This window comes from Achromobacter sp. MUI-25009338 (genome assembly GCF_057359325.1).
This window is the reverse complement of the sequence record NZ_CM170627.1, coordinates 431726-456161: the sequence shown is the minus strand read 5'-3', so window position 1 is coordinate 456161 and position 24436 is coordinate 431726. Positions and strand designations below refer to the sequence as shown.

The 24436-nt window shown below is 69.2% G+C and carries 25 protein-coding genes and 1 riboswitch; of the genes, 14 read left to right on the top strand and 11 right to left on the bottom strand.

What is annotated here, in order from left to right; all coding sequences use genetic code 11:
• Nucleotides 1–70: 70 nt before the first annotated feature.
• The 4 genes from ubiB to ubiE form a co-directional block, all read right to left on the bottom strand.
• The gene (gene ubiB / locus AC1IQ6_RS02175) at nt 71–1624 is read right to left on the bottom strand and encodes a ubiquinone biosynthesis regulatory protein kinase UbiB (protein ID WP_111826054.1); all 1554 of its coding nucleotides are present in this window, start codon (nt 1622–1624) and stop codon (nt 71–73) included.
• A 3-nt stretch (nt 1625–1627) separates the two neighbouring features.
• A complete protein-coding gene (locus tag AC1IQ6_RS02170; RefSeq protein WP_485865732.1) occupies nt 1628–2266 on the bottom strand; it encodes a ubiquinone biosynthesis accessory factor UbiJ in 639 nt (212 codons plus the stop codon).
• A gap of 171 nt (nt 2267–2437) precedes the next feature.
• A complete protein-coding gene (locus tag AC1IQ6_RS02165; RefSeq protein WP_440130634.1) occupies nt 2438–3442 on the bottom strand; it encodes a Tim44 domain-containing protein in 1005 nt (334 codons plus the stop codon).
• A gap of 178 nt (nt 3443–3620) precedes the next feature.
• Nucleotides 3621–4397 (bottom strand): bifunctional demethylmenaquinone methyltransferase/2-methoxy-6-polyprenyl-1,4-benzoquinol methylase UbiE, encoded by a 777-nt coding sequence (gene ubiE / locus AC1IQ6_RS02160; protein ID WP_102773289.1) that lies wholly within the window; start codon nt 4395–4397, stop codon nt 3621–3623.
• A 192-nt stretch (nt 4398–4589) separates the two neighbouring features.
• On the opposite strand from ubiE, the gene phoB reads away from it, so the two are divergent.
• From phoB to serA, 9 genes are all read left to right on the top strand, one after another.
• A complete protein-coding gene (gene phoB, locus AC1IQ6_RS02155; protein ID WP_006227196.1) occupies nt 4590–5288 on the top strand; it encodes a phosphate regulon transcriptional regulator PhoB in 699 nt (232 codons plus the stop codon).
• A 12-nt stretch (nt 5289–5300) separates the two neighbouring features.
• Entirely contained in the window at nt 5301–6602 is a 1302-nt protein-coding gene (gene phoR, locus AC1IQ6_RS02150; protein WP_102773288.1) for a phosphate regulon sensor histidine kinase PhoR, read from the top strand.
• 51 nt (nt 6603–6653) lie between these two features.
• A complete protein-coding gene (locus AC1IQ6_RS02145; protein WP_102773287.1) occupies nt 6654–7328 on the top strand; it encodes a heavy metal response regulator transcription factor in 675 nt (224 codons plus the stop codon).
• Nucleotides 7325–8722: a heavy metal sensor histidine kinase gene (locus tag AC1IQ6_RS02140; RefSeq protein WP_102773286.1), complete on the top strand. Its 1398-nt coding sequence runs from the start codon at nt 7325–7327 to the stop codon at nt 8720–8722. The genes AC1IQ6_RS02145 and AC1IQ6_RS02140 overlap by 4 nt, the downstream gene beginning before the upstream one ends.
• 71 nt (nt 8723–8793) lie before the next feature.
• Nucleotides 8794–9285 carry a cupredoxin domain-containing protein gene (locus AC1IQ6_RS02135; protein ID WP_102773285.1) on the top strand — a complete coding sequence of 164 codons (492 nt, stop codon included), beginning with the start codon at nt 8794–8796 and terminating at the stop codon, nt 9283–9285.
• Nucleotides 9286–9288: 3 nt separating this feature from the next.
• Nucleotides 9289–11052: a copper resistance system multicopper oxidase gene (locus AC1IQ6_RS02130; RefSeq protein WP_485865731.1), complete on the top strand. Its 1764-nt coding sequence runs from the start codon at nt 9289–9291 to the stop codon at nt 11050–11052.
• Between the two features lie 6 nt (nt 11053–11058).
• Entirely contained in the window at nt 11059–12000 is a 942-nt protein-coding gene (locus AC1IQ6_RS02125) for a copper resistance protein B (protein ID WP_485865730.1), read from the top strand.
• Between the two features lie 31 nt (nt 12001–12031).
• Nucleotides 12032–12490, top strand: coding sequence for a DUF411 domain-containing protein (locus AC1IQ6_RS02120; RefSeq protein ID WP_102773282.1), 459 nt, complete (start codon nt 12032–12034; stop codon nt 12488–12490).
• A gap of 119 nt (nt 12491–12609) precedes the next feature.
• Entirely contained in the window at nt 12610–13809 is a 1200-nt protein-coding gene (serA, locus tag AC1IQ6_RS02115; RefSeq protein ID WP_102773281.1) for a phosphoglycerate dehydrogenase, read from the top strand.
• Here the strand turns inward: serA and AC1IQ6_RS02110 are convergent.
• On the bottom strand, nt 13776–14699 hold the full coding sequence (locus AC1IQ6_RS02110) for a LysR family transcriptional regulator (RefSeq protein WP_111826339.1): 924 nt from the start codon (nt 14697–14699) through the stop codon (nt 13776–13778). The genes serA and AC1IQ6_RS02110 overlap by 34 nt on opposite strands.
• A 107-nt stretch (nt 14700–14806) precedes the next feature.
• Between AC1IQ6_RS02110 and AC1IQ6_RS02105 the strand changes: the two genes are divergently transcribed.
• From AC1IQ6_RS02105 to AC1IQ6_RS02090, 4 genes are read left to right on the top strand one after another with little or no spacing between them, the layout of a single operon-like run.
• Complete coding sequence (locus AC1IQ6_RS02105) at nt 14807–15238, top strand: VOC family protein (protein ID WP_102773279.1); 432 nt, start codon at nt 14807–14809, stop codon at nt 15236–15238.
• Nucleotides 15239–15262: 24 nt separating this feature from the next.
• Nucleotides 15263–15994, top strand: a complete 732-nt coding sequence (gene pxpB / locus AC1IQ6_RS02100; protein ID WP_485865729.1) for a 5-oxoprolinase subunit PxpB — start codon at nt 15263–15265, stop codon at nt 15992–15994.
• Nucleotides 15991–16983: a 5-oxoprolinase subunit C family protein gene (locus AC1IQ6_RS02095; RefSeq protein ID WP_111826059.1), complete on the top strand. Its 993-nt coding sequence runs from the start codon at nt 15991–15993 to the stop codon at nt 16981–16983. The genes pxpB and AC1IQ6_RS02095 overlap by 4 nt, the downstream gene beginning before the upstream one ends.
• Nucleotides 16984–16996: 13 nt before the next feature.
• Nucleotides 16997–17788 (top strand): LamB/YcsF family protein, encoded by a 792-nt coding sequence (locus tag AC1IQ6_RS02090; RefSeq protein WP_111826060.1) that lies wholly within the window; start codon nt 16997–16999, stop codon nt 17786–17788.
• Here AC1IQ6_RS02090 and AC1IQ6_RS02085 read toward each other — a convergent pair.
• On the bottom strand, nt 17764–18429 hold the full coding sequence (locus AC1IQ6_RS02085; protein ID WP_102773275.1) for a GntR family transcriptional regulator: 666 nt from the start codon (nt 18427–18429) through the stop codon (nt 17764–17766). The genes AC1IQ6_RS02090 and AC1IQ6_RS02085 overlap by 25 nt on opposite strands.
• Nucleotides 18430–18532: 103 nt before the next feature.
• Nucleotides 18533–19171, bottom strand: coding sequence for a trimeric intracellular cation channel family protein (locus tag AC1IQ6_RS02080; RefSeq protein WP_102773274.1), 639 nt, complete (start codon nt 19169–19171; stop codon nt 18533–18535).
• A gap of 223 nt (nt 19172–19394) precedes the next feature.
• On the opposite strand from AC1IQ6_RS02080, the gene AC1IQ6_RS02075 reads away from it, so the two are divergent.
• Complete coding sequence (locus tag AC1IQ6_RS02075; protein WP_102773273.1) at nt 19395–20264, top strand: universal stress protein; 870 nt, start codon at nt 19395–19397, stop codon at nt 20262–20264.
• A gap of 49 nt (nt 20265–20313) precedes the next feature.
• On the opposite strand, the gene AC1IQ6_RS02070 is transcribed toward AC1IQ6_RS02075, so the two are convergent.
• From AC1IQ6_RS02070 to AC1IQ6_RS02055, 4 genes are all read right to left on the bottom strand, one after another.
• A complete protein-coding gene (locus AC1IQ6_RS02070; protein WP_247747564.1) occupies nt 20314–21612 on the bottom strand; it encodes a muropeptide transporter in 1299 nt (432 codons plus the stop codon).
• 23 nt (nt 21613–21635) lie between these two features.
• A complete protein-coding gene (gene metW, locus AC1IQ6_RS02065; RefSeq protein WP_111826061.1) occupies nt 21636–22250 on the bottom strand; it encodes a methionine biosynthesis protein MetW in 615 nt (204 codons plus the stop codon).
• Entirely contained in the window at nt 22247–23506 is a 1260-nt protein-coding gene (metX, locus tag AC1IQ6_RS02060; RefSeq protein ID WP_181390943.1) for a homoserine O-succinyltransferase MetX, read from the bottom strand. Before metX ends, metW begins: the two co-directional genes overlap by 4 nt.
• Nucleotides 23496–23577: riboswitch (SAM riboswitch) on the bottom strand. (Overlaps the previous gene by 11 nt.)
• A 51-nt stretch (nt 23578–23628) precedes the next feature.
• Nucleotides 23629–24384, bottom strand: coding sequence for a GntR family transcriptional regulator (locus AC1IQ6_RS02055; protein ID WP_102773271.1), 756 nt, complete (start codon nt 24382–24384; stop codon nt 23629–23631).
• Nucleotides 24385–24436: the final 52 nt, after the last annotated feature.

Sequence of the window (24436 nt, the reverse complement as noted above, 5' to 3'; positions counted from 1 at the left end):
TTTCCCGCGAAGCTATGATGACCGCTTCATGAATGAAACATGACAGTAGGCGTCTAAAACATTGCTGCGCCTACCGGGTCAATGCCCATATCGCGACTCCGACTGCCAGTGCGACGACGCCAACCAGCGCTGCAACCAACCGGTTGTTCTGCTCCTGCGCCCGCCGCAACTGAGCCATTTCGGCCAGCAACGCCGGCGAAACATTGGGGCGGCTCAGCTGGTCATGGAGCAGCCTGGGCAAGGCGGGCAGCATTTGCGACCACTGCGCCGCCTCTTTTTCCAGGCTTTGCCTCAAGCCCTTGATCCCGACGCGCTGACGCATCCAGCGTTCGAGGTAGGGTTTGGCGGTTTTCCAGAGATCCAGGTTGGGGTCCAGCTGCCGCCCCAGGCCTTCGACGTTCAGCAGGGTCTTTTGCAACAGGACCAGCTGCGGCTGGATCTCTACGTTAAACCGACGCGAGGTTTGAAAGAGCCTCAACAGCACCTGTCCCAGTGAAATCTCGGACAGAGGACGGTCGAAATACGGCTCGCAAACCGCGCGCACGGCGCCTTCGAGTTCTTCCTCGCGCGTATCGGGCGGCACCCAGCCCGACTCGATGTGCAGCTGCGCCACGCGGCGGTAATCGCGGTGGAAGAAGGCCAGGAAGTTCTGCGCCAGGTAGTTCTTGTCGAACTCCGACAGCGAACCGACGATGCCGAAGTCCAGCGCGATGTAGCTGCCCAGCGTCTCGGGGCGGTCGGACACGTAGATGTTGCCCGGGTGCATGTCGGCGTGGAAGAAGCCGTCGGTGAACACCTGCGTGAAGAAGATCTCGACGCCGGTGCGCGCCAGGGTCGGGATGTCGATGCCGGCCTCGCGCATGCGGTCGACCTGCCCCACCGGCATGCCGTACATGCGCTGCATGGTGAACACCGTGGAGGCGGTGTATTCCCAGATCACCTCGGGCACGATCAGCATGTCGCCGCGCCCGGACTCCGGGCCGAAATTGCGCCGCAGCTGGCTGCAGTTGGACGCCTCGCGCACCAGGTCCAGTTCGTCGTGCAGGTACTTGTCGAATTCGGCCACGACTTCGCGCGGCTTCAGGCGGCGGCCGTCGGCGCCCAGGCGCTCGATGATGCGGGCCACCACCTTCAGCAGCGACAGGTCTTTCTCGATGATGTCCAGCATGCCCGGGCGCAGCACCTTCACGGCGACCTCGCGGCCGTCGTGCAGCACGGCGAAGTGCACCTGGGCGATCGAGGCCGAGGCCACCGGGTCCACGTCGAACTGCGCGAACAGCTTGTCGGGCGGCGCGCCCAGGGCCGCCTCGATGCAGGCGGCCGCCTGCGCCGACGGGAACGGCGGCACGCGGTCCTGCAGCAGGGCCAGTTCGTTGGCGATGTCGGCGGGGATCAGGTCGCGGCGGGTGGACAGCACCTGCCCGAACTTCACGAAAATGGGGCCCAGCGATTCCAGCGCCAGCCGCAGCCGCAGGCCGCGCGGCTTGCGCGGGCGGGTGCCCAGGCGGATGACGCGCAGCAGGCAGGTGGCCAGCGGATGGTTCAGGCTGGACAGGACCAGTTCGTCCAGGCCGTAGCGCAGCGAAACCAGGATGATGCGGATGAGGCGCAGCAGCGGAAACATGGATCAGGCGCCCCGCTTTGCGCCGGCCGCGGCCAGGCGGGTTTGCAGCGCCGCCGCCGAGCGGGCCAGCGACTCGGCGCGGTCGTTGAGTTCGGCCAGGTCCAGGCGCCATTGCTCCAGCGCCGGCCGGCCCGCCAGCACGCCGCTTTCCTCGGACAGGTATTCGGACACGTTGCCGGCCAGGCGCTGGCCGGCCGTGCGCGCGCCCTCGGCCACGGCGCGGGCGCCGCCCACGATGCGCAGAGCGGCGATGTCGCCCACCACCCGGGCCAGCGCGTCCTCGGGGTCCCAGCGCAGCTGCTTGGACAGGTCGGCCACCACCTGGGCCAGGGCGGCGTCGCCCGAGATATGGGTGGCCTCGGCGAAATCCGGCGCGTCGCGCCCGGCGCCCAGGCGCGGCAGCGGCAGTTTCTCGGGCGCCACCGTCAGCGTCACGTCGGGCACCACCGCCGGATCGGCCTGCGCGGCCAGCCCGTCGCTGGCGATCGTCAGGCCCAGGCTGAAGCCGCCCAGCGCGAAGCGCACCGTCTTGCCGGCATGCCGCGCCAGGCGGTCGCGCGCCCAGTCCTCACGCCGCAACAAGGTATTGAGCGCGCTGACGGCCAACCGCGTAGGAGTGGGCAGAAACGAAAAAGGCAGCATGACGGTGTGCAACGGCCCGACGGGCGGGTTGCTGGATTTGATGGGTAAATCGGGAGTGTAACGGGTTAGATGGGAGCGTGTTTTGCGCAGGCACATGGAAAACCGGCCCCTGAAGGGGCCGGTTCAAGCGGATGCCTTGCGGCATCCCCAACGGAGGGCGGGCGCGCCGCCTCAGCTGGCGTAGTCCACCGGGATCTGCTGTATGCCGGCCAGCAGCCAGCCGCCAGTCTGCGGCTTGAAGAGGTTCCAGACTTCCTCGAAGCGGAAGGCCTCGGCGCCCGGGGTCTCGCGCAGCATGCCGGAGAAGCGCACGCTGGCCAGGTGGCCGTCGGACACGGTCTCGATGCCCAGCAGCTCGGCGTTGAGCAGCACGACTTCGGTCTTGTTGGGCGCCGCGCCGCGCTCGGCCAGCTGCGGCTTGAGCTCGGTGATCAGGTCGTCGGTCAGGAACTCGCGCAGGCGGTCGGTGCTGCCGCTGTCCCAGACGGCCTGGATGCGCACGAACTGCTCCTTGGCCTGCTTGAGGAAGTTGGGCGTGTCGAAGTCGCCCGGCACGAACCAGTTGTTGTCGTCGCCCGCCTTGGGCAGGACGGCCGGCGCGGCGGCCGCGGCCGGAGCCGCCGCCGGAGCGGGGGCCGGCTGCAGCGATTCGCGCCACATCGGTTGCTGCTGGCCGTTGGCCGCATTGTTGTTATGGGAGCCGCCGAACGCGCCCTGCGTGGCGGCGCGGGGCGCGGCGCCGCGCAGGCGGCGGACGATGAACATGATGGCGAAGACCACCAGGGCGATCAGCAGCGCCGACGACAGGAACTCGGCGAAGGCGCCGGACAGGCCCATGCTGGAGAGCAGCGCGGCGATGCCCAGGCCGGCGGCGATGCCGGCGATGGGGCCGAGCCAGCGCGACGCGCCGCTCTTGGCGGCCGCGCCCGCGGCGCCGGCCGTGGCCGCGCCGGCGGTGGCCGCGCTGGGCGCGGAGGTGGCGCCGGCCGTGTTGTTGGTGGCCGTCGGCGGCGTGGTGGCCTGGCGCTGCTGGGTCACGTTGGTGGACTGACGGCCGAAGCTCCCGCCGCCGCCGGCACGGCGGGCTTCGGCGTCGAACGACGCCGTCACCAGCGCCGCGCCTGAAACGGCGATGAGCGCCGCCGCGACAAACCGCGAAAGACAGAATTTGGACATGGACATTGCTCCTCGTACTCGCGCCCCCCGCCGCCCCGAGCAGCAGGAATCTCCGCAGGTTGCGGAGCTTGGGTCACGACTTTTCTTACAACAATCTGAATACCGTAAGAATAACGGACAAGACGCCGCCCTACAAGTTCCGCAAACCGGGCGGAAATCGCTGGGCGGCAGGGGGAGATCAGCCCAGCCGCACGCCTTCGTGCAAGGCGGCGATGCCGGCCGTCAGGTTGAAGTACTGCACCCGTTCCAGGCCGGCCGTGCGCAGCATGTCGGCCAGGGTTTCCTGGTCGGGATGCATGCGGATCGATTCGGCCAGGTAGCGGTAGCTGGCCTCGTCCTTGGCGATGGTCTTGCCCAGCCAGGGCAGCACATTGAAGGAATACCAGTCGTAGGCCGGCGCCAGCGGCTTGGCGATGCGGGAGAATTCCAGCACCAGCAGCTTGCCGCCCGGCTTGAGCACCCGGGTCATTTCGGCCAGGGCGCGGTCCTTGTGGGTCATGTTGCGCAGGCCGAAGGCCACGCTGACGCGGTCGAAATAGCCCGAGGGAAACGGCAGGCGCTCGGCGTCGCACACGGCCGCGGGCACCAGCAGGCCGGCGTCGGTCAGGCGGTCGCGGCCCACCCGCAGCATGGAATCGTTGATGTCGGTGAGCCAGACCTCGCCCGTGGGGCCGGCGCGCTTGGCGAAGGCCTTGGCCAGGTCGCCGGTGCCGCCGGCGATGTCCAGCACCTTCATGCCGGGCCGGATGGCGGCGCGGCCGATGGTGAAGGCCTTCCAGACCCGGTGCAGGCCCGCCGACATGAAATCGTTCATGACGTCGTAGCGCTGGGCGACCGAATGGAAGACTTCGGCCACCTTGCGGGCTTTTTCGCTTTCCGGCACCGATTGGAAGCCGAAATGGGTGGAGGGCGAGGCGGAATCCGCGGAATGTTGCGATTCGGAGGGGTTTTGCATGGTGAATTCCCGATATATCGTCCAATGGTAGCCTATTGGCCCCCGATTCCGCCTTCCGGGCCGGCCGGATCGGCAGGCGGAATGGCTTCGGAATGGTCCGACAGCCGGCGCTCGTCACATACCTGAAATATTGCGGCCATACTATCGCAATGTTCGCGCCGCGCCGGCGCTCAGAAGTGTGCCCAATCCGCCATGTCCAGCACTATCCTCGTCGTCGAAGACGAACCCGCCATCCAGGAACTGATCGCCGTCAACCTGTCCTTCGCCGGTCACAAAGTGCTGCGTGCCTTCGACGCCGACCAGGCCCAGACGCTGATCCGCGCCGAACTCCCCGACCTGATCCTGCTCGACTGGATGCTGCCCGGCACCTCGGGCCTGGCCATGGCGCGCAAGCTGCGCAACGACGAGCGCACCCGCGCGGTGCCGGTCATCATGCTGACGGCCAAGGGCTCCGAGCAGGACAAGGTCGACGGCCTGGAAGCCGGCGCCGACGACTACATCACCAAGCCCTTCTCGCCCAAGGAGCTGATGGCCCGCATCAAGGCGGTGCTGCGCCGCCGCGCGCCCCAGCTCACCGACGACGTGATCGACGTGGGCGGCCTCAAGCTCGACCCGGTCACCCACCGCCTCTCGGGCAACAGCCAGTCGCTGCAGATCGGCCCCACCGAATTCCGCCTGCTGCATTTCTTCATGACCCATCCCGAGCGCGTGTTCTCGCGCTCGCAACTGCTGGACCAGGTCTGGGGCGACCACGTGTTCGTGGAAGAACGCACGGTCGACGTGCACATCCGCCGCCTGCGCAAGGCGCTCGAACCCAGCGGGCACGACGCGCACGTGGAAACCGTGCGCGGCAGCGGCTACCGGTTTACTGCCCAGCTTCCGACGCGGTAAAACTCCCGCACGATGATCTGGCTGCGCACCCTTTTCCTGATCGCCCTGTGGGCGATCGCGGCGTTTATCGCCCAATGGCTTATCGGCAACCCGGCGGGCTGGATTCTGTTCAGCGCGGCGCTGTGCGCCATGCTGGTCTGGCGCAGCTGGCGCCTGCACCTGGTTTCGCGCTGGGCCAACAACCCCGACTCCGCCCCGCCCGCCTCGGTCGGCCCGTGGGACGACATCCTCGCGCCGCTGTACCGCTACACCCGGGCCCGCGCCCGCGAGCTGGCCGAAACCCGCAACACCATGCACGGCATGCTGGCCGCGGCCCAGGCGCTGCCCGACGGCGCGGTCACGCTCAATGAAGATTTCCAGATCGACTGGTGCAACCGCATGGCGCGCCAGCACCTGGGCCTGCGCCTGCCGGCCGACCGCGGCCACAATCTGCTGAACCTGCTGCGCGCGCCCGAATTCGTCGAATACGCGCACCGCGCCTCGTGGCCCGATCCCATCCTGGTGCGCCTGGGCCAGAACGGCCAGGAGCGGCTGATGATGATGCAGCTCACGGCCTACGCCAGCAACCAGCGCCTGCTGATCACCCGCGACGTCACCCAGATCGAGCGCCTGGAAACCACGCGCCGCGATTTCGTGGCCAACGTCTCGCACGAACTGCGCACGCCGCTGACGGTGCTGGCGGGCTTTCTGGAAACGCTGCGCGACCTGCCCGCCGAGGCCCTGCCGGCCGAACAGCGCGAGCAGTACGTCGACATGATGCACGAGCAGGCCCAGCGCATGCAGGCCATCGTCGAAGACCTGCTGACCCTGTCCACGCTGGAATCCTCGCCCGGCACCGAGCCGCGCGCGGTCAACATCGGCACCCTGCTGCAGAAGGCGCGCCAGCAGATCGAGGCCCTGTCCGGCGGACGCCACGTGCTGCAATGGCACGTGGACGAAACGCTGGACGTGCTGGGCGCGGAAACCGAGCTGGCCTCGGCCCTGTCCAACCTGCTGACCAACGCCGTGCGCTACACGCCGGACGGCGGCGCCATCACCGTGCGCTGGGAACGCGAAGAAGACGGCGGCGCGCGCTACAGCGTGCAGGACACCGGCATCGGCATTCCGGCGCGCCATCTGCCGCGCCTGACCGAGCGCTTCTACCGCGTGGACCGCGGCCGTTCGCGCGCCGTCGGCGGCACCGGCCTGGGCCTGGCGATCACCAAGCACATCGCCATGCGCCACGACGCCGAACTGCTGATCAGCAGCGAACAGGGCAAGGGCAGCGTGTTCGCGCTGCGCTTCCCGCCGGACCGCGTGGCCGTCGAAGCCTGACCGCTACGCCGACTGCGCCTGGCCGGCCTCGCCGGTGGTACATTTCGGGCCATGCGCATCCTGGTCATCGAAGACGAAACCAAACTGGCCGACTACCTCAAGAAGGGGCTGTCGGAGCAAAGCCACGTCGTGGACCTGGCCCGCGACGGCGTCAACGGCCTGCACCTGGCGCTGGAAGGCGCCTACGACCTGATCGTGCTGGACGTGATGCTGCCCGGCGTGGACGGCTTCGGCATCCTGGCCGCCGTGCGCGCGCAGAAGGACACCCCCATCCTGATGCTGACGGCGCGCGACGCGGTCGAGGACCGGGTCCGCGGCCTCGAAGGCGGCGCCGACGACTACCTGATCAAGCCCTTCGCCTTCTCCGAACTGCTGGCGCGCGTGCAGGCGCTGCTGCGCCGCGGCCGCTCGCAGGAACCCACCGTGCTGCGCCTGGCCGACCTGGAACTGGATCTGGCCCGGCGCCGCGCCCAGCGGGCCGGACGGCGGCTGGACCTGACGGCCAAGGAATTCAGCCTGCTGGCGCTGCTGATGCGCCGCCAGGGCCAGGTGCTGTCGCGCACCACGCTGGCCGAACAGGTCTGGGACATGAACTTCGACAGCGACACCAACGTCATCGACGTGGCGGTGCGGCGGCTGCGCGGCAAACTGGACGATCCCTACGACACCAAACTGCTGCACACGGTGCGCGGCATGGGCTACGTGCTGGAATCGCGCCACGCATGAGGCCGCTGCGCATGCGCTCGATGCAGGCGCGCCTGACGCTGCTGCTGGGCGCCATCGCGCTGCTGGTCTCCAGCCTGGCCGGCGCCACGCTATTCTGGGCGCTCAAGCGCGAAGTCGAACGCCAGGAGATCACCGAAGTCAGCGGCAAGCTGGAGCTGATCAACCATCTGATCGACATGCAGAACAGCGCCAGCGGCCTGTCCGACCTGGCCGCCGCCTTCGACGAAATGCGCGCGGGCCAGGGCCAGCTGGGCATCTGGATCATGGAGGCCGGCGGCAAGGTGGTCTATGGCGGCGCCGCGCCGCAGACGCTGGAGACGCGGCCCGACGGGCAGGTGGTGCTGCAGGCCCCGGATGGTGGACGCATGCGCGGCCTGCGCGTGGACATCAACGACCGTATCCTGCCCGGCGCGCAGCTGACCGTGGCCGTCAGCACGCGCACCAGCGCGCAGTTCCTGTACGCCTACGGCACCGCGCTGGTGCTGATCTGCGCGCTGTGGGTGGGCGCCACCGTGGTGCTGGCGGCCTGGGCCGTGCGCCGCAGCATGGCGCCGGCGCGCCGGCTGTCCGAACAGGCGGCCCGCATCCAGCCCGACAACCTGTCGCGCCGCCTGCCGCTGAAAGACACCGACCGCGAACTGCACGAGCTGGTGCGCTCCTTCAACCGCACCCTGGAACGGCTGCAGGAGGCCTACCAGCAGATGGAAGGTTTCAACGCCGACGTGGCGCACGAGCTGCGCACGCCGCTGGCCACGCTCATCAACGGCACGCAGGTCATGCTGTCCTCGCCGCGCGAGGCGGGCGAGCTGCGCGACGCGCTGGAATCCAACCTGGAAGAACTGGAAGACCTGAAGACCCTGGTCAACGACATGCTGTTCCTGGCGCGCGCCGACCGCGGCGAGCGCGCGGCCGACCTGGCGCCGGTGTCGCTGGCCGCCGAAGCGCGGCGCGTGGCGGAATACTACGAAGCGATGCTGGAAGCGCACGGCGTGCACCTGCGCTGCGCCGGCGACGCCATCGTCGCCGCCAACCCGGGGCTGGTGCGGCGGGCTCTGGCCAATCTGATCTCCAACGCCATCAAGGCCTGCCCGGCCGGCGGCGAAATCGTGCTGGCGTGCTCGGTGTCGGCGGCCGGCGCGCGGGTCGAGGTGCGCAACCCCGGCCCGGCCATCCCCGCCGCCGACCTGCCGCGCATCTTCGACCGCTTCTTCCGCTCCGGGCAGTCGCGCGCGCCGCGCAGCGAAGGCCACGGGCTGGGCCTGGCGATCGTGCGCGCCATCGCCCGCATGCACGGCGGCGAAGTGGACGCCGCCTCGGACGAGCGCGGCACCGTCATCGGCATCACGCTGCGCGGCCCCGTGGGGCATGCCGCGGCCAACATTACAAAAATGTAATCAAGGCGACAGAGTCGGGTCACCGCCGTTTTCCTACAGTGCCATCACCGTCCCCACTACCAAGGATACGCGTGAAAGGCACTCTGCTCCGTACTCACCGGGCCGCCATCCTGGCCCTGACCCTGACCCTCAGCGCGGGCGCCGCATATGCCGCCGGCGGTCACGGCGGCCATGCCATGCCGGCCGCCTCCGCCCCCATCGGCAAGCCGGGCGATCCGGCCAAGGTCACCCGCAGCATCGACGTGGACATGTCCGACGCCATGCGCTTCACGCCGGCCCGCATCGAGGTCAAGGCCGGCGAGACCGTGCGCCTGAACGTGCGCAACTCCGGCCGCATCCGCCACGAGCTGGTGCTGGGCTCCGACGCCGACCTGAAGGCGCACTACGACATGATGATGAAAGACCCCGGCATGCGCCACGAAGAGGCCAACGCCGTGTCGCTGGAAGGCGGCAAGAGCGGCCAGATCGTGTGGCGCTTCGACAAGGCCGGCACGGTGTCTTTCGGCTGCCTGGAGCCCGGCCACTACAGCGCCGGCATGAAGGGCGCGGTGTCGGTGCTGTAGGCCATGACGAATTCACATCCTCTTTCCCGCCGCCGTTTCGTCCAGGGCCTGGCCGGCGGCGGCGCGCTGGCCGCGCTGGGCAACTGGCGCGCGGCGCTGGCCACCCCCGCCCCGGCGGCGGCCGCGGAGCTGCGCGGCACCGAGTTCCACCTGGAGATCGGCGAAACCCCGGTCAACTTCACCGGCGCGGCGCGCGTCGGCACCACCGTCAACGGCCAGGTGCCGGCGCCGCTGCTGCGCTGGCGCGAAGGCGACACGGTGACCCTGCACGTCACCAACCGCCTGCGCGAACAGACCTCGATCCACTGGCACGGCATATTGCTGCCCACCGAAATGGACGGCGTGCCCGGCCTGAGCTTTCCCGGCATCGACCCCGGCCAGACCTTCACCTACCGCTTCCAGGTGCGCCAGAGCGGCACATACTGGTATCACAGCCACTCCGGCTTCCAGGAGCAGACCGGCCTGTACGGCGCCATCGTGATCGATCCGCGCCGGCCCGATCCGATCGCCTCCGACCGCGACTACACGGTGCTGCTGTCGGACTGGACGGATGAAGATCCGATGCGGCTGTTCAACAAGCTGAAGATCATGCCGGACTACTACAACCGCATCCAGCCCAGCGTCGAAAGCCTGCGCGCCGAGGCCCGCGACAAGGGCTGGGGCCCGGCGCTGTCGGAGCGGCTGATGTGGGAGCAGATGCGCATGAATCCGTCGGACCTGGCCGACGTGTCCGGCGCCACCTACACCTTCCTGACCAACGGCGTGACGCCGGCCGGCAACTGGACCGGCCTGTTCAAGCCGGGCGAGCGCATCCGCCTGCGCTTCATCAACGGTTCGGCGATGACGTACTTCGACGTCCGCATCCCGGGGCTGAAGATGACGGTGGTCGCGGCCGACGGCCAGGACGTGCGGCCGGTGGACGTGGACGAGTTCCGCATCGGCGTGGCCGAAACCTACGACGTCATCGTCGAGCCGCGGGACGAACGCGCCTACACCATCTTCTCGCAGGCCATGGACCGTTCGGGCTACGCGCGCGCCACGCTGGCGCCGCGCGCCGGCATGCAGGCCGAGATTCCGGAGCTGGACCGGGTGCAGCTGCTGGGCATGATGGACATGGGCATGGCGCACGACATGGGCGGCGGCGGCCACGACATGGGCGGCGGCAGCGGCGCGGGCGGCCACGGCGCGATGCCGGGCATGGACCACGGCGGCCACGGTTCCGGCGCCGGCCAGGGCGGCATGATCGAGGTCAAGCACCCCTATCCCACCGAGCGCGGCGTGAGCAATTCGATGCTGCCCGACGTGGTCTCGACCCGGCTGGACGATCCCGGCGTGGGCCTGCGCGACAACGGCCGGCGCGTGCTGACCTACGCCGACCTGCGCTCCATGCGCGAGCCGCCGGACAACCGGCCGCCGTCGCGCGAGATCGAGCTGCACCTGACCGGCACCATGGAACGCTACATGTGGTCGTTCAACGGCGTGAAGTACACGGACGCCAAGCCCATCGTGCTGCGCTACGGCGAGCGCGTGCGCTTCGTGCTGGTCAACGACACGATGATGACGCACCCCATCCACCTGCACGGGCTGTGGAGCGACCTGGAATCGCCCGACGGCGCTTTCCAGGTGCGCAAGCACACCATTTCCCTCAACCCGGCGCAGCGGCTGAGCTACCGCGTCAGCGCCGATGCGCGCGGCAACTGGGCCTACCACTGCCACCTGCTGTATCACATGGAGGCCGGCATGTTCAGAGCGGTCGTGGTGGAGTAAACGACGATGAAACCGATGAATCGCCACACCCGCGGCCTGCGCGCCTGCGCGCTGGCCGCAGCGCTTGCCGCCCCCGCGGCATGGGCCCAGCCCGCCGCGATGGATCACGGCTCCATGCCCGGCATGGATCACGGCTCGATGAACCACGGCAGCGCGCCCGCGCCCGCGCCGATGGACCACGGTTCCATGCCCGGCATGGACCACGGTTCGATGAGCGACGCCCCGGCCGCGCCGCCGGTCGGCAGCCTGCCTTCCAGCGACGGCGCCGGCGAGCGCGGCTACGACAGCTACGGCATCCATGCGCACATGATGGACAGCACCGCGACATGGCAGGTCCTGTTCGACAAGTTCGGCGTGTCCCGCAACCGCGACGGCGAGTACGCCCGGGAATGGGACGGACGCTTCTGGTTCGGCTCGGCCACCGACCGCCTGCTCGTCAAGAGCGAGGGCGAGGCCGAGAACGGCGGCGGATCGAGCGGCAAGGTCGAGGCCTTCTGGAGCCATGCCGTCTCGCCCTTCTGGGACCTGCAGCTGGGCGCGCGCCGCGACATCGGCACGGGCCCCAAGCGCAACTGGGCCGCCATCGGCATCGAGGGCCTGCTGCCCTACAACATCGAACTGGACGCCACCGGCTACGTGGGCTCGTCCGGCCGTACCGCTTTGGCGCTCAAGGCCGAATACGACCTGCTGCTGACGCAGCGCCTGATCTTCACGCCGGAGCTGGAAGCCAGCTTCTACGGCAAGGACGACCCGGACCGCGGCATCGGCTCGGGCCTGGCCGAAGGCGCGCTGTCGCTGCGGCTGCGCTACGAAATCACGCGCGAGTTCGCGCCCTATATTGGCGTATCCTTCGAACGTAAGTTCGGCCAGACCGCCAGCTACGCGTCCGAGGCCGGCGCCAGCCGGTCGCAGACCGCCGTCATCGCGGGCGTGCGGTTCTGGTTTTGAGCCCCATGTTCACATTTCCGTACGGAGCATCATGAACGTTTCCCGACTTGCGCGCCGCCTGGCGCTTGCCGCCGTCCTGAGCGTGCCCGCCTACGCCTACGCCGAGGCCCCCACCAAGGTCGAAGTGTGGAAGACCCCCACCTGCGGCTGTTGCGAAGACTGGGTCAAGCACATGCGCGACAACGGCTTCGAGGTGATCGCGCACGACGTGCAGGACACCGGCCCCATCCGCCGCAACGCCGGCATGGCCGACTACGGCTCCTGCCACACGGCCGCCGTGGGCGGCTACGCCATCGAAGGCCACGTGCCCGCCAGCGACGTGCGCCGGCTGCTGCTGGAAAAGCCCGAGGCGGCCGGCCTGGCCGCCCCGGGCATGCCGCTGGGCTCGCCCGGCATGGACGGCCCCGAGTACGGCGGACGCAAGACGCCGCACGACGTGCTGCTGGTCGACAAGCGCGGCGGCGCCCAGGTGTTCCAGGCCTACCGCTAGCGTCCTGGCCGGGGGAACGGGAGCAGCCACAACGTGCCTGTGGCTACTCCTTGCACCGCAGCAAAAATGCGCCACAATAGGTGAAACGCATTCGTTCCACCCCTACCCCCCAGGCAGTCATGGCACAAATCGTCCTGTTCGAGAACATCCATCCCAGCGCCCGCGCCGTCTTCGAGGCCGCCGGCTACACCGACATCGTCACGCATGCCGCGGCACTGCCGCCGGCGCAGCTGCGCGACGCCCTGCGCGGCGCGCAGGTGGCGGGGATCCGTTCTCGCACGCACCTGGACGCCGGCCTGCTGTCCGACAACCCCGACCTGCGCGTCGTGGGCTGCTTCTGCATCGGCACCAACCAGGTCGACCTGGACGCCGCCATGCAGCGCGGCGTGCCGGTGTTCAACGCGCCCTTCTCCAACACCCGCTCGGTCGCCGAGCTGGTGCTGGGCGAAGCCATCCTGCTGCTGCGCCGCATCCCCGAGAAAAACGCGCGCGTGCACCTGGGCCACTGGGACAAGAGCGCCGCCGGCGCCTTCGAGACCCGCGGCAAGACCCTGGGCATCGTGGGCTACGGCAACATCGGCTCGCAGATCAGCACGCTGGCCGAAAGCCTGGGCATGCGCGTCGTCTACCACGACGTCGAGGCCAAGCTGCCGCTGGGCAACGCCCGCCCCGCCGGCTCGCTCGACGAGCTGCTGGAGCAGTCCGACGTCGTCACGCTGCATGTGCCGGGCGGCAAGTCGACCGAAAAAATCATGAACGCGCAGACCATCGCGCGCATGCGGCGCGGCGCAATCCTGATCAACGCCTCGCGCGGCACGGTGGTCGACATCCAGGCCCTGCACGAGGCCCTCAAGTCCGGCCACCTGGCCGGCGCGGCGCTGGACGTGTTCCCCACCGAGCCCAAGGGTCCGGACGAACCGCTGGCCAGCCCGCTGATCGGCATGCCCAACGTCATCCTGACCCCGCACATCGGCGGCAGCACGCAGGAATCCCAGGAAAACATCGGCCGCGAAGTCGCCGAAAAACTGGTGCGCTTCCTGCAGGCGGGCACCACCAAGGGCGCGGTCAACTTCCCCGAACTGCCCTACCTGGAGCCGGCCGGCGGCACGCGCATCCTGCACGTGCACCGCAACGCCCCGGGCGCGCTCGGCACGCTCGACAACCTGATGGCGCAGCACGGCCTGAACATCGTCAGCCAGACCCTGCAGACCAAGGGCCAGATCGGCTACGTCATCACCGACGTCGACGGCCAGGTCGACGACATCGTGATGACGACGCTGCGCGATCATCCCATCACGGTGCGTTGCGACAGGTTGTGAAACGCGCGTAATCCGTCGGCCGGCGGCGCCTCGTTGGCGGCGCTCGCCAGGCACTCCGCCATCTTCTCGCGCACCCCGCCGGCTTCGAACGGCAGGCGGCCGATCAGGCCGATCTCGCGCCATAGCGGCGTCTCGCCCAGCGGCAGCAGCCGCAGGCCGGTCATGTCCAGCCGCCGCAGGCGCGGCAGGAGCGCCACGCCCAGGCCGTGGCGCACCATGTTGGCGATGGCGTCGACTTCGTCCAGCTCCACGGCGTCATGCACCGTGATGCGGTGCTTCTTCAGGAACACGTCCACGGCCCGGCCGCCGAACGAAGCCCGGTCGTAGCGGATGAAGGGCTGGCTCGCCAGCAGCTCGCGCCACGGCGCGTCCGGCAGGGCTGCGGGCACGGCCAGCATGACCGGCTCGCGCATCAGCGGCTGCCAGCCCAGCTCCGGCGGCAGGGCGAAGGGCGGGCGGATCAGCATGGCCATGTCCACCTCGCCCGCGTCCACCTGGCCCAGCAGCGCCAGCGACACGCCCGGCACCACCCGCACGCGCACGTCGGGATAGACGGCCCGAAACCGTCCCAGCGCGCGCACCAGCAGGTCCTGCTGCACCGAGGCGATGGCGCCGATGCGCAGCGATCCGCTGACGTGGCCGGCGCCGGCCGTGGTCACCATGCGCTCGGCCATGGCCACGAGCTCCTCGGCCTGCGGCAGCATCTCGCGGCCGTGGGCGTTGAGCGCCGCCGCCCGCGCGCTGCGCTCGAACAGCGTCACGCCCAGGTATTCCTCCAGGCGCTTGATCTGGGCGCTGACCGCCGACTGGGTCAGGCCCAGCTGCGCCCCCGCGCCGGTGAAAGTGCCGTCCCGGGCCACCGCGATAAAGGTCTTGAACTCTTTGATCACAATCAATTTTTTCGATGCTAAGGCACAAAAAATATCGTTTTTGGATCAAAAAAACAATCAATAAAATAGGCCCTGGCAATTCTTCCTCACCGCTTCCGGAGCCCCACATGACCGCTCAAACCCAACTGCCGCCGTTCCATCTGGCCTTCCCGGTCCGCGACCTGGCCGAAGCCCGCGCCTTCTATGGCGAAAAACTGGGCTGTCCCGAAGGCCGCAGCTCGCCCGAATGGGTCGATTTCAACTTCTACGGCCACCAGATCGTGGCCCACCTCGCGCCCGGCGAATGCGGCCACCATGCCACCAGCGCCGTAGACTCGCATAATGTGCCGGTGCGCCATTTCGGCGCCGTGCTTTCCATGGAACAATGGGAAGCCATGGCCAAGCGCCTGACCGACGCGGGCACCGAATTCGTCATCGAGCCCTACATCCGCTTCAAGGGCGAGGTCGGCGAGCAGGCCACCATGTTCTTCCTGGACCCGTCGGGCAACGCGCTGGAGTTCAAGGCGTTCAAGAACATGGATTCGTTGTTCGCCAAGTAATCCGTTCCTACAGGTTTCGTGTCGTTGAACGTACTATCAGAACCCCCTTCTTCGGCCGAAACCGCCTGGCGCATCCTGCCCCAGGGCGACCGCTGCCTGATCGTTTCCTTCGGCGACCGCATCGATGCGTCGATCGGCCGCACCTGTCTGGCCGCGGCCGCCCGGCTGCGCGAGGCGCGGCTGCCCGGCGTGGCCGACGTGGTGCCCTCCTTCGTCGCGGTGGCGGTGCATTACCGGCCTGACGCCCGGGGCAACCCCTCGTACGCCCAGCTGGCCGAGCGCATCGGCCAGTTGCTGGAGGCCGGCATAAGCGTCGACGCCTCGGGCGGGCGCGAAGTCGACATTCCCGTCTGCTACGGTGGCGAGCACGGTCCCGACCTGGACGACGTGGCGCGCGCCGCCGGCCTCACGCCCGAAGACGTGATCGCGCTGCACAGCCAGCCGCGCAGCATGGTGTTCATGCTGGGGTTCGCGCCCGGCCACGCCTACCTGGGCGTGCACGACGAAAAACTGAACATTCCCCGCCGTCCCTCGCCGCGCACCGCCGTGCCGATGGGCGCGGTGGCGGTGGCCAACCGCCAGACCGTGATCTACCCGAACCGCCTGCCCGGCGGCTGGAACATCATCGGCGCCACGCCGCTGACCATGTTCGATCCGGCCCGCGAGCCGGCCGCCCTGCTGCAGCCCGGCGATTCCGTGCGCTTCGTGCCCATCGGCCCCGACGAGTTCGACCGCATCCGGGAGGCCGGACGATGAGCCTGACCGTCATCAAGCCCGGCATGCTGTCGAGCTTCCAGGACCGCGGCCGCGAGGGCTACCAGCACCAGGGCATTCCGGCCGCCGGCGCCATGGACGAGCGCGCCCACCGGCTGGCCAACGCGCTGGCCGGCAACGCCGGCGACCCGGCCACCCTGGAAATGACGCTGACCGGCCCGACCCTGCGGTTCGACGCGCCGGCCTGCTTCGCGCTGGCTGGCGCCGACCTGGGCGCCACGCTCAATGGCCGCGAACTGCCGGTGCACCGCCCGCTGGTCGCGCAGGCCGGCGACACGCTGGCCTTCGGCGCCCGCCCGGCCGTGGGCGTGCGCGGCTATCTGGCGGTGCATGGCGGCTTCGCGCTGGAGCCGGTCATGGGCAGCGAAAGCACTTATCTGCGCAGCGGCTTCGGCGGCTTTCACGGCCGCGCGCTGGCCAGGGGCGACCAGCTGCCGCTGCGCAAGCCGCTGGACGGCGGACGCGACATGGACGCGTTGCAGGATGCGCTGTGGCAGCTGCGCGTGTACCTGCCGTCCGCGCTGGGCGCGCCGCGCCGCAGCGCCGTGCGCTTTTTGCCGGGCATGCACTGGCACGAGTTCTCGCAAGCGTCCCGCCGGGCCTTCGCCGAGGCCGAATTCCGCATCAGCCCGCAATCCGACCGCATGGGCTACCGGCTGCTGGGCCCCGCGCTGTCCATGAGCGAGCCGCGCCAGATGCTGTCGGAGGCCGCCTGCTTCGGCACCGTGCAGGTGCCCTCGGGCGGCGAGGCCATCATCCTCATGGCCGACCGCCAGACCACCGGCGGCTATCCCAAGATCGCGCAGATCGCCACGGTGGACCTGCCCATCCTGGCGCAGGCCGCGCCCGGGCAGACGCTGCGCTTCCAGCCCATCGAACTGGAGGCCGCGCAGCGCCTGGACGGCGAGCGCGAGCGCGCCTTCGCGCAATTGCAGGACACGCTGGCGCCGCTGCGCGCACTCCTCGCCTAGAAAGGAAACCGCTATGACCACCCGCATCGACATGAACTGCGACATGGGCGAAAGCTATGGCGCCTGGACCATGGGCAACGACGCGGCGGTGCTGCAATACGTCAGCTCCGCCAATATCGCCTGCGGCTTCCATGGCGGCGACCCGGCCACCATGCGCAAAACCGTGGCCGCCGCCCTCAAGCAGGGCGTGGCGCTGGGCGCGCATCCCAGCCTGCAGGATCTGGCGGGCTTCGGGCGCCGCGCCATGCAGATCAGCCCCGACGAGGCCTACGACATCGTGGTCTACCAGATCGGCGCGCTGGCCGGCGTGGCCGCCTCGCAAGGCGCGCGGCTGCATCACGTCAAGGCGCACGGCGCCCTCTACAACATGGCGGCCAAGGACGAACACCTGGCGCGCGCCATCTGCCAGGCGGTCAAGGACGTGGACGCCACGCTGATCCTGTACGGGCTGGCCGGCAGCAGGCTGATCGAGGCGGCCCGCGACATCGGCCTGGCGGCGGCCAGCGAGGTCTTCGCCGACCGCAGCTACCAGGACGACGGCTCGCTCACGCCGCGCACGCGCGCCGGCGCCATGATCGAGGACGTGGACCAGGCGGTGGCGCAGGTGGTGCGCATGGTGCGCGAAGGCAAGGTGCGCTCGGTCGGCGGCAAGGACGTGCCCGTGCAGGCCGACACCCTCTGTATCCACGGCGACCAGCCCAACGCCCTGGTGTTCGCCAGCGGCATCCGCCAAGCCCTGGAGGCGGCCGGCATCGAGGTGCGCACCCCGCCGCCGCGCCCTCAGGCGCGCGCGACTTCGCGGTAGGCCTCGATCACGGGCGACAGCACGTCGGCCAGGTAGCCGCGCGCCAGCCCGGTCATGCGTTCGACGTCGCGCCCGGCCATCGCGTCGATGATGGCGCGGGTGCAGGACGCAATGGCGCTGGAAGCCATTTCCCGCCGGGCCAGCAGGTAGCGCAGCGGCTCGACCTGTTCATACAGCTTGCTCAGCATGCCCGCCAGCGGCGTGTTGCCGGTGCTGCGAGCCGCGGCCAGGTAGAACTCGCAGGCCGCGGCGATGCAGGCGCGCACCTGGCCGCCGGCCTGGGCCTCGGCGATCGCGCCGTGGTGGCGGCGCAGCTCGGCCACCAGCGGCGACAGGTCCTCGGCCCCGGCCGCCTGGCGCAGGCTGTAGGCCTCCAGCTCGGCGCGCAGCAGGTACAGGTGGCGGATCTGGGTTTCGGTGTACAGCGTGACCCTGAAGCCCTTGCGCTGGACGTGGGTGACCAGGCCGCTGACCTCCAGCAGGCGCAGCGCCTCGCGGATCGGGCTGCGGCTGGTGCCGAAGCGTTGCTCGAGTTCCTGTTCCCGCAGCGGCTGGCCGGGACGGATGGTTCCGTCCACGATCAGTTCACGGATCTGTTCCTGCAGGAAATACGGAATCGTGGCGGGCGCTTTGACGTCCAATCGGCTCCCCTTTGCGGCTTGATGCCTGGTATGCGACGGGGGGGACGATACTAGAAGTTTCTTGAAACACAAATAAGAACTTGGTTGCGTTCGCAGCCGGCGTTCAATCCCAATCGTCGCGATAGACGAATTTCGGCATCTGCCAGTTGAACCGCAGCGCCAGCAGGCGCACCGCCAGGCCGGCGGCCAGCGCGATGGGCACGGCGGCGTTGGCCGACAGGCCCAGCGCCTGCCCGCCCAGGTACAGCCCGCCCGTCACCACCGACACGCTGGCGTAGAGCTCCTTGCGAAACAGCAGCGGCACCTCGTTGCACAGCACGTCGCGCAGCACCCCGCCGGCGCAGCCGGTGATCATGCCGCTGATGAGCACCACCGTGATCGGCAGCTGCATGAGCTGCGCCACCTGGCAGCCGATGACGGTGAACGCCACCAGGCCGAGGGCGTCGGCCAGCAGGAACAGGCTGCGCAGGCGCCGCATGACCGGCGCGATCAATGCCGTGACGATGGCCGCCCCGCCCGTCATCCACAGGTACTCGGGGTGGATCACCCAGGTCAGGGGGTAATGGCCCAGCAGCACGTCGCGCAGCGAGCCGCCGCCCAGCGCGGTCACGCAGGCGATGATGCACACGCCCATCCAGTCCATGTCGCGCCGGCCGGCGGACAGGGCCGCGGTCATGGCTTCGGCCACGATGGCGACGAGATACAGCGTATGCAGCAGGACGGGCGAGAGTTCGGAAAACATGGGGAGGACGAAAGGAGGACAGCCCACATTGTATTGAGCCGCCGCGCGGCGGGCCGCCATTGCCTGGATGTGCGCCATCCCTTACGCTGGAAGATGCGTTGATATCGGTCAAACCCCGCCCCGCCTAGCAACGGGACAATGGGGATGTGCCCGCAAGGGCAGTAACGGCAGGGACGCACGGACGCGGGTACCGTCGGCCCGGCCACACCCGGGAGAGAAGATAATGACACAGCAAATCGGCCCCATCCTGCTGGCAACCGACCTGAGCGCCCGTGGCGACCGCGCCCTGGACCGCGCGTTGCAGCTGGCCAAGGAACTCGGCACCAAGCTCATCGTCCTGCACGTCATGGAGTCGCATGCGACGTCCGCGCGCCTGACCACGCCCGTGTGGCGCCGCCACACGTCGGACCACAAGGCCCTGGCCGAGCGCGAGCTGGCCGAAGACCTGGCGGCCGCCGAAGTGCCGACCGAAGTGGTGGTGACCAACGGCGATCCGCTGGCGCGCATCATGGAAACCGCCGACAGCTACGGCTGTTCGCTGATCGTCACCGGCATCGCGCGCGACGAAACCCTGGGCCGGCTGCTGCTGGGAACCACCGTCGAAAAGCTGGCCCGCCAGGCGCGCCACCCGGTGCTGGTGGTCAAGACCCGCCCGCGCCGCCCCTACCGCGACGTGCTGGTGGCCACCGACTTCTCCGACGGCTCGCGCCAGGCCCTGCGCGCCGCGCTGCAGCTGGTGCCCAACGCCGACCTGACGCTGTTCCACGCCTATGACGTGCCGTTCCAGGGCAAGAACGTGCCCGACGAGGCCGTCACGCGCAACTTCTACAAGGCCGCCGAGCAGAGCGCGCGCGAATTCACCGCCGCCACGCCCGAACTGGCCGGCGTCGCCGCGCCGAAGGTGGTGCTGGAATGCGGCCAGCCGGAGACCGTGCTGTCGGAATACTCGTTCAACCACCGCTCCGACCTGGTGGTCACGGGCACCCACGGCCGCACCGGCATCCTGCGCACCGCGATCGGCAGCGTGGCCGAACGGCTGCTCGAATCGCTGCCCAGCGACGTGCTGATCGTCAGGCTGACGGGCGCGGAATAAGCGGAAAACGGGCACGGCGCGGCAATCCCGCGCCGTGCGCATCGCCCGGTCACGCCCCGTTCTTCTCCATCGTCTCTATCGTCCCGCGCAGCATGTGCAGCAGCACCAGGCCGGGCAAGGCGATCAGCACCGTCAGCAGGAAGAAGCCGGGCCAGCCCAGGCTGTCGACCAGGGGCGGCGTGAGCGGGCCGGCCAGGTAGGTGCGGCCCACCGCCGACAGCGCCGACAGCAGGGCGAACTGGGTCGCCGAAAAGCGCTGGCGGCACAGCGCCATCAGCAGGCCGACGAAGGACGCCGTGCCCAGGCCGCCGCACAGGTTCTCTATGCCCACCGCCGTGGCCATGAGCCAGATGCTTTTGGGGCTGACGGCGATCATCCAGTACGCCAGGTTCGACACCGCCTGCAGCAGCCCGAAGGCCATCAGCGAGCGGTACAGGCCCCAGCGCGACATGAGCGAACCGCCGGCCAGCGCGCCGACAATGGTGGCGGCCAGCCCCAGCACCTTGTTCACGGTGCCCACCTCGGTCGGGCTGAAGCCCGCGCCGCGGATCAGGAAGGTGGTGGACAGCGCGCCGGCGAACGCATCGCCCAGCTTGTACAGCACGATCAGCAGCAGCACCGCCAGCGCCCCGCGGCGCGTGAAGAATTCGCGCAGCGGCTCGCCCACCGCCTCGCGCAGGCTGCGCGGCGCGGTGGCGACGTGTTCGGGCTCGGGCGCCCACAGCGTGGCCAGCGCGCACAGCAGCATCAGCCCGCCCATCAGCATGTAGGTGTAGCCCCAGCCTATCCACTGGTCGGCCAGGATCAGCGCCAGCCCGCCCGACACGATCATGGCCAGCCGGTAGCCCATGACCTTGATGGCCGCGCCCGCGCCGCGCTCTTCCTTGCGCAGCACGTCGGTGCAATAGGCGTCGAAAGCGATGTCCTGGGTGGCCGACAGGAACGCCACCAGCACCGCCAGCAGCGCCAGCGGCTGCAGCGCCGAGGACGGCGACAGCGCGCCCATCGCCATGATGGCGGCGGCCAGCAGCAGCTGGGTCACCAGCATCCAGCCGCGGCGCCGGCCCAGCAGGGGCGGGACGTAGCGGTCCACGAACGGGGCCCACAGGAACTTGAGGGTGTAGGCCGTGCCCACCAGGGTCAGGAAACCGATCTGCTGCAGCGGCACGCCTTCCACCGTGGCCCAGGCCTGCAAGGTGCCGCTGGTCAGGGCCAGCGGCAATCCGCTGGCGAAGCCCAGGACCAGCAAAGGGGCCACGCGGGGACTGGTGTAGACGTTGGATGCAGCGGTAATGACGGTCTCCGGTAACGCGCCGGCCCGGCGCTGGAGGCCGGCGGCTTGCGGCATTTTAGGGCCTGCGGGCCGCAGCGTCAGGGCGAGGCGAAACGGTACACCGCCAGCGTGCTGCGCCAGCCCGGCAGCAGCTTGATCTCGCGGCCTTCGTTGAAGGTAGCGCGCTCCAGGATGTCCAGGCGCAGTTCGCCGGCCAGCTGCTCGAAGTCGCGCAGCGTGCACAGGTGGATGTTGGGCGTGTTGTACCACTGGTACGGCATCTGGCCGGTGACCGGCATGCGGCCGCGCAGGATGGACCAGCCGTGCGGCCAGTAGCCGAAGTTGGGAAACGACACCACGCCGTAGCGCGCCACCCGCGCCATCTCGCGCAGGATGTGCTGGGTGCGGTGCATGGACTGCAGGGTCTGCGACAGCACCACCGTGTCGAACTGCTTGTCGTCGAACAGGGCCAGGCCGTCTTCCAGGTTCTGCTGGATCACTTCCACGCCGCGCCGCACGCAGGCGATGACGCAGTTGTCGTCCAGCTCCACGCCCGCGCCGCGCACCTGGCGGTGGTCGCGCAGGTGCGCCAGCAGCGCGCCGTCGCCGCAGCCCAGGTCCAGCACGCGGCTGCCGGGCTCGATCCAGCTCGCGATGCGCGCCAGGTCGGGCCGCAGGGCGCCGGGCGCGGGGCGGGGAGTCACGGGGCTCATTCGGAACGTCCTTGGTTCGGGCGCGCGGCGCCCAGGTCCAGCTCGCGCGCGATGCGTTCGTAATAGCCGCGGACCACGGCATGGTAGCGGGCGTCTTCCAGCAGGAAGGCGTCGTGGCCGTGCGGCGCGTCGATCTCGGCGTAGGTCACGGGGCTGCCGTTCTTCAGCAGCGCGCGCACGATTTCGCGCGAGCGCTCCGGCGGAAAGCGCCAGTCGGTTGAGAACGACACCAGCAGGAAATCGGCCTGCGCCGGCGCCAGCGCGCGCGCCAGGTCGCCGCCGGCGTTGCGGGCCGGATCGAAATAATCCAGCGCGCGAGTGATCAGCAGATAGGTGTTGGCGTCGAAGTAGCGGGTGAATTTTTCGCCCTGGTAGCGCAGGTACGACTCCACCTCGAACTCGACGTCGTAGCCGTAGCGGTAGGCGCCGTTCTCGGCCGGGGCGCGCTGGGCGCGGCCGAACTTCTCGGCCATGTCGTCGTCGGACAGATAGGTGATGTGGCCGATCATGCGCGCCACCGACAGGCCGCGGCGCGGCACCGTCTGCTGCGCGTAATAGTCGCCGCCGTGGAAGTCGGGATCGGTGATGATGGCGCGGCGCGCCACTTCGTTGAAGCCGATGTTCTGCGCCGACAGCCGCGGCGTGCTGGCGATGACCACGCAGTTGGCGACCCGCTCGGGCAGCGTGATGGCCCAGCTCAGCGCCTGCATGCCGCCCAGCGATCCGCCCATCACGGCGGCGAAGCGTTCGATGCCGAAGTGGTCCGCCACCCGCGCCTGCGCCCGCACCCAGTCTTCCACGGTCAGCATGGGAAAGGCCGCGCCCCAGGGCTTGCCGGTCTCCGGGTTGATGCTGGCCGGGCCGGTCGAGCCGAAGCACGAGCCCAGGTTGTTGACGCCGATCACGAAAAACACGTCGGTGTCCACCGGCTTGCCCGGTCCGACCATGTTGTCCCACCAGCCCACGTCGGAGGGATTGTCGGCCGCCTGGCCGGCCACGTGATGCGAGGCGTTCAGCGCATGGCAGATGAGCACGGCGTTGCTGCGCTGCGCGTTGAGCGTGCCGTAGGTCTCCACCGCCAGCTCGTAGGCGGCCAGCGACTGGCCGCTGGACAGCGGCAGCGGCTCATCGAAGCGTATGAAAGTGGGAGCGACGAGACCGACGGAGCCGGGATCAGCGGCGGCGGCGGTCGTGATGGCGGCGGGGACGAACCCGCTGGCCGAATCACCGGCCAAATTCTGGGCAGGAGTGGTCATACGGACCTCTTTAGCTGGATTTATTGGAAGGCGCCCGCAAGCGGATCAGGCAAATCGGCGCCGAAAATTGAATACTGCGGCAGGAATTCTAGCACTGCTGGCGCGCGCGGCAGCAACAGGCCTCAGACCCCTTCCCCCCAGGGCTCCTGTCCCAGGTACTCGTAGCGTTCGGTATTGACGCGCGAGATCCGCCACTCGACGGGCTGGCGCTTGTACGAAAACGCGACGCGGCGGATCTCCAGCAAGGGGCTGCCCTCGGCCACGCCCAGCGCCCGCGCCTGCGCGCGTTCGGCCAGGCAGGTGCGCAGGCGCTCGTCGGTGGCGATCACGTTCACGCCGAACACGTCCTGGTACAGCGCGTACAGGGTGCTTGAGCGCTCGCGCAGGTGCGCTTCGGTCATGCCGGGAAAGCAGGACTCCGGCAGGCAGAGCTCGTCCATCATCACGACTTCGCCGTTGAGCGACAGCAGGTTGGTGAACTCGAACACCATCGCGCCCGCCGGCAGGTTCAGCTTCTCGCGCGCGATGGCCGAGGCCCGCTGGCGGCGGAAACGCAGCAGCTCGGTGCTGGGATAGGACTTGTTCCCGTCCTGGCGCACGATGCGGAAGAACTTGAAGAAATGATGGTTGCGGGTATGCACGGCCACATAGGTGCCGCGGCCCTGGTGGCGCACCAGGATGTTCTCGGCGGCCAGGTCGTCGATGGCTTTGCGCAAGGTGCCGATGGACACGCCGAAGCGCTCGGCCAGCTGCTTCTCGGGCGGGATGGCCTCGCCCTGTTTCCACTCGCCCTGGGCCAGCGCGGCCAGCACGGCCTGCTTGACCTGCGCATACAGGGGACTGCCGAGGGGCACGGTCGATGACAGGCTGATATTCATGGGTGCATCGCAATAACCGGGAGGCCACAGTGTAGCGGCGCGGACGAAGCCG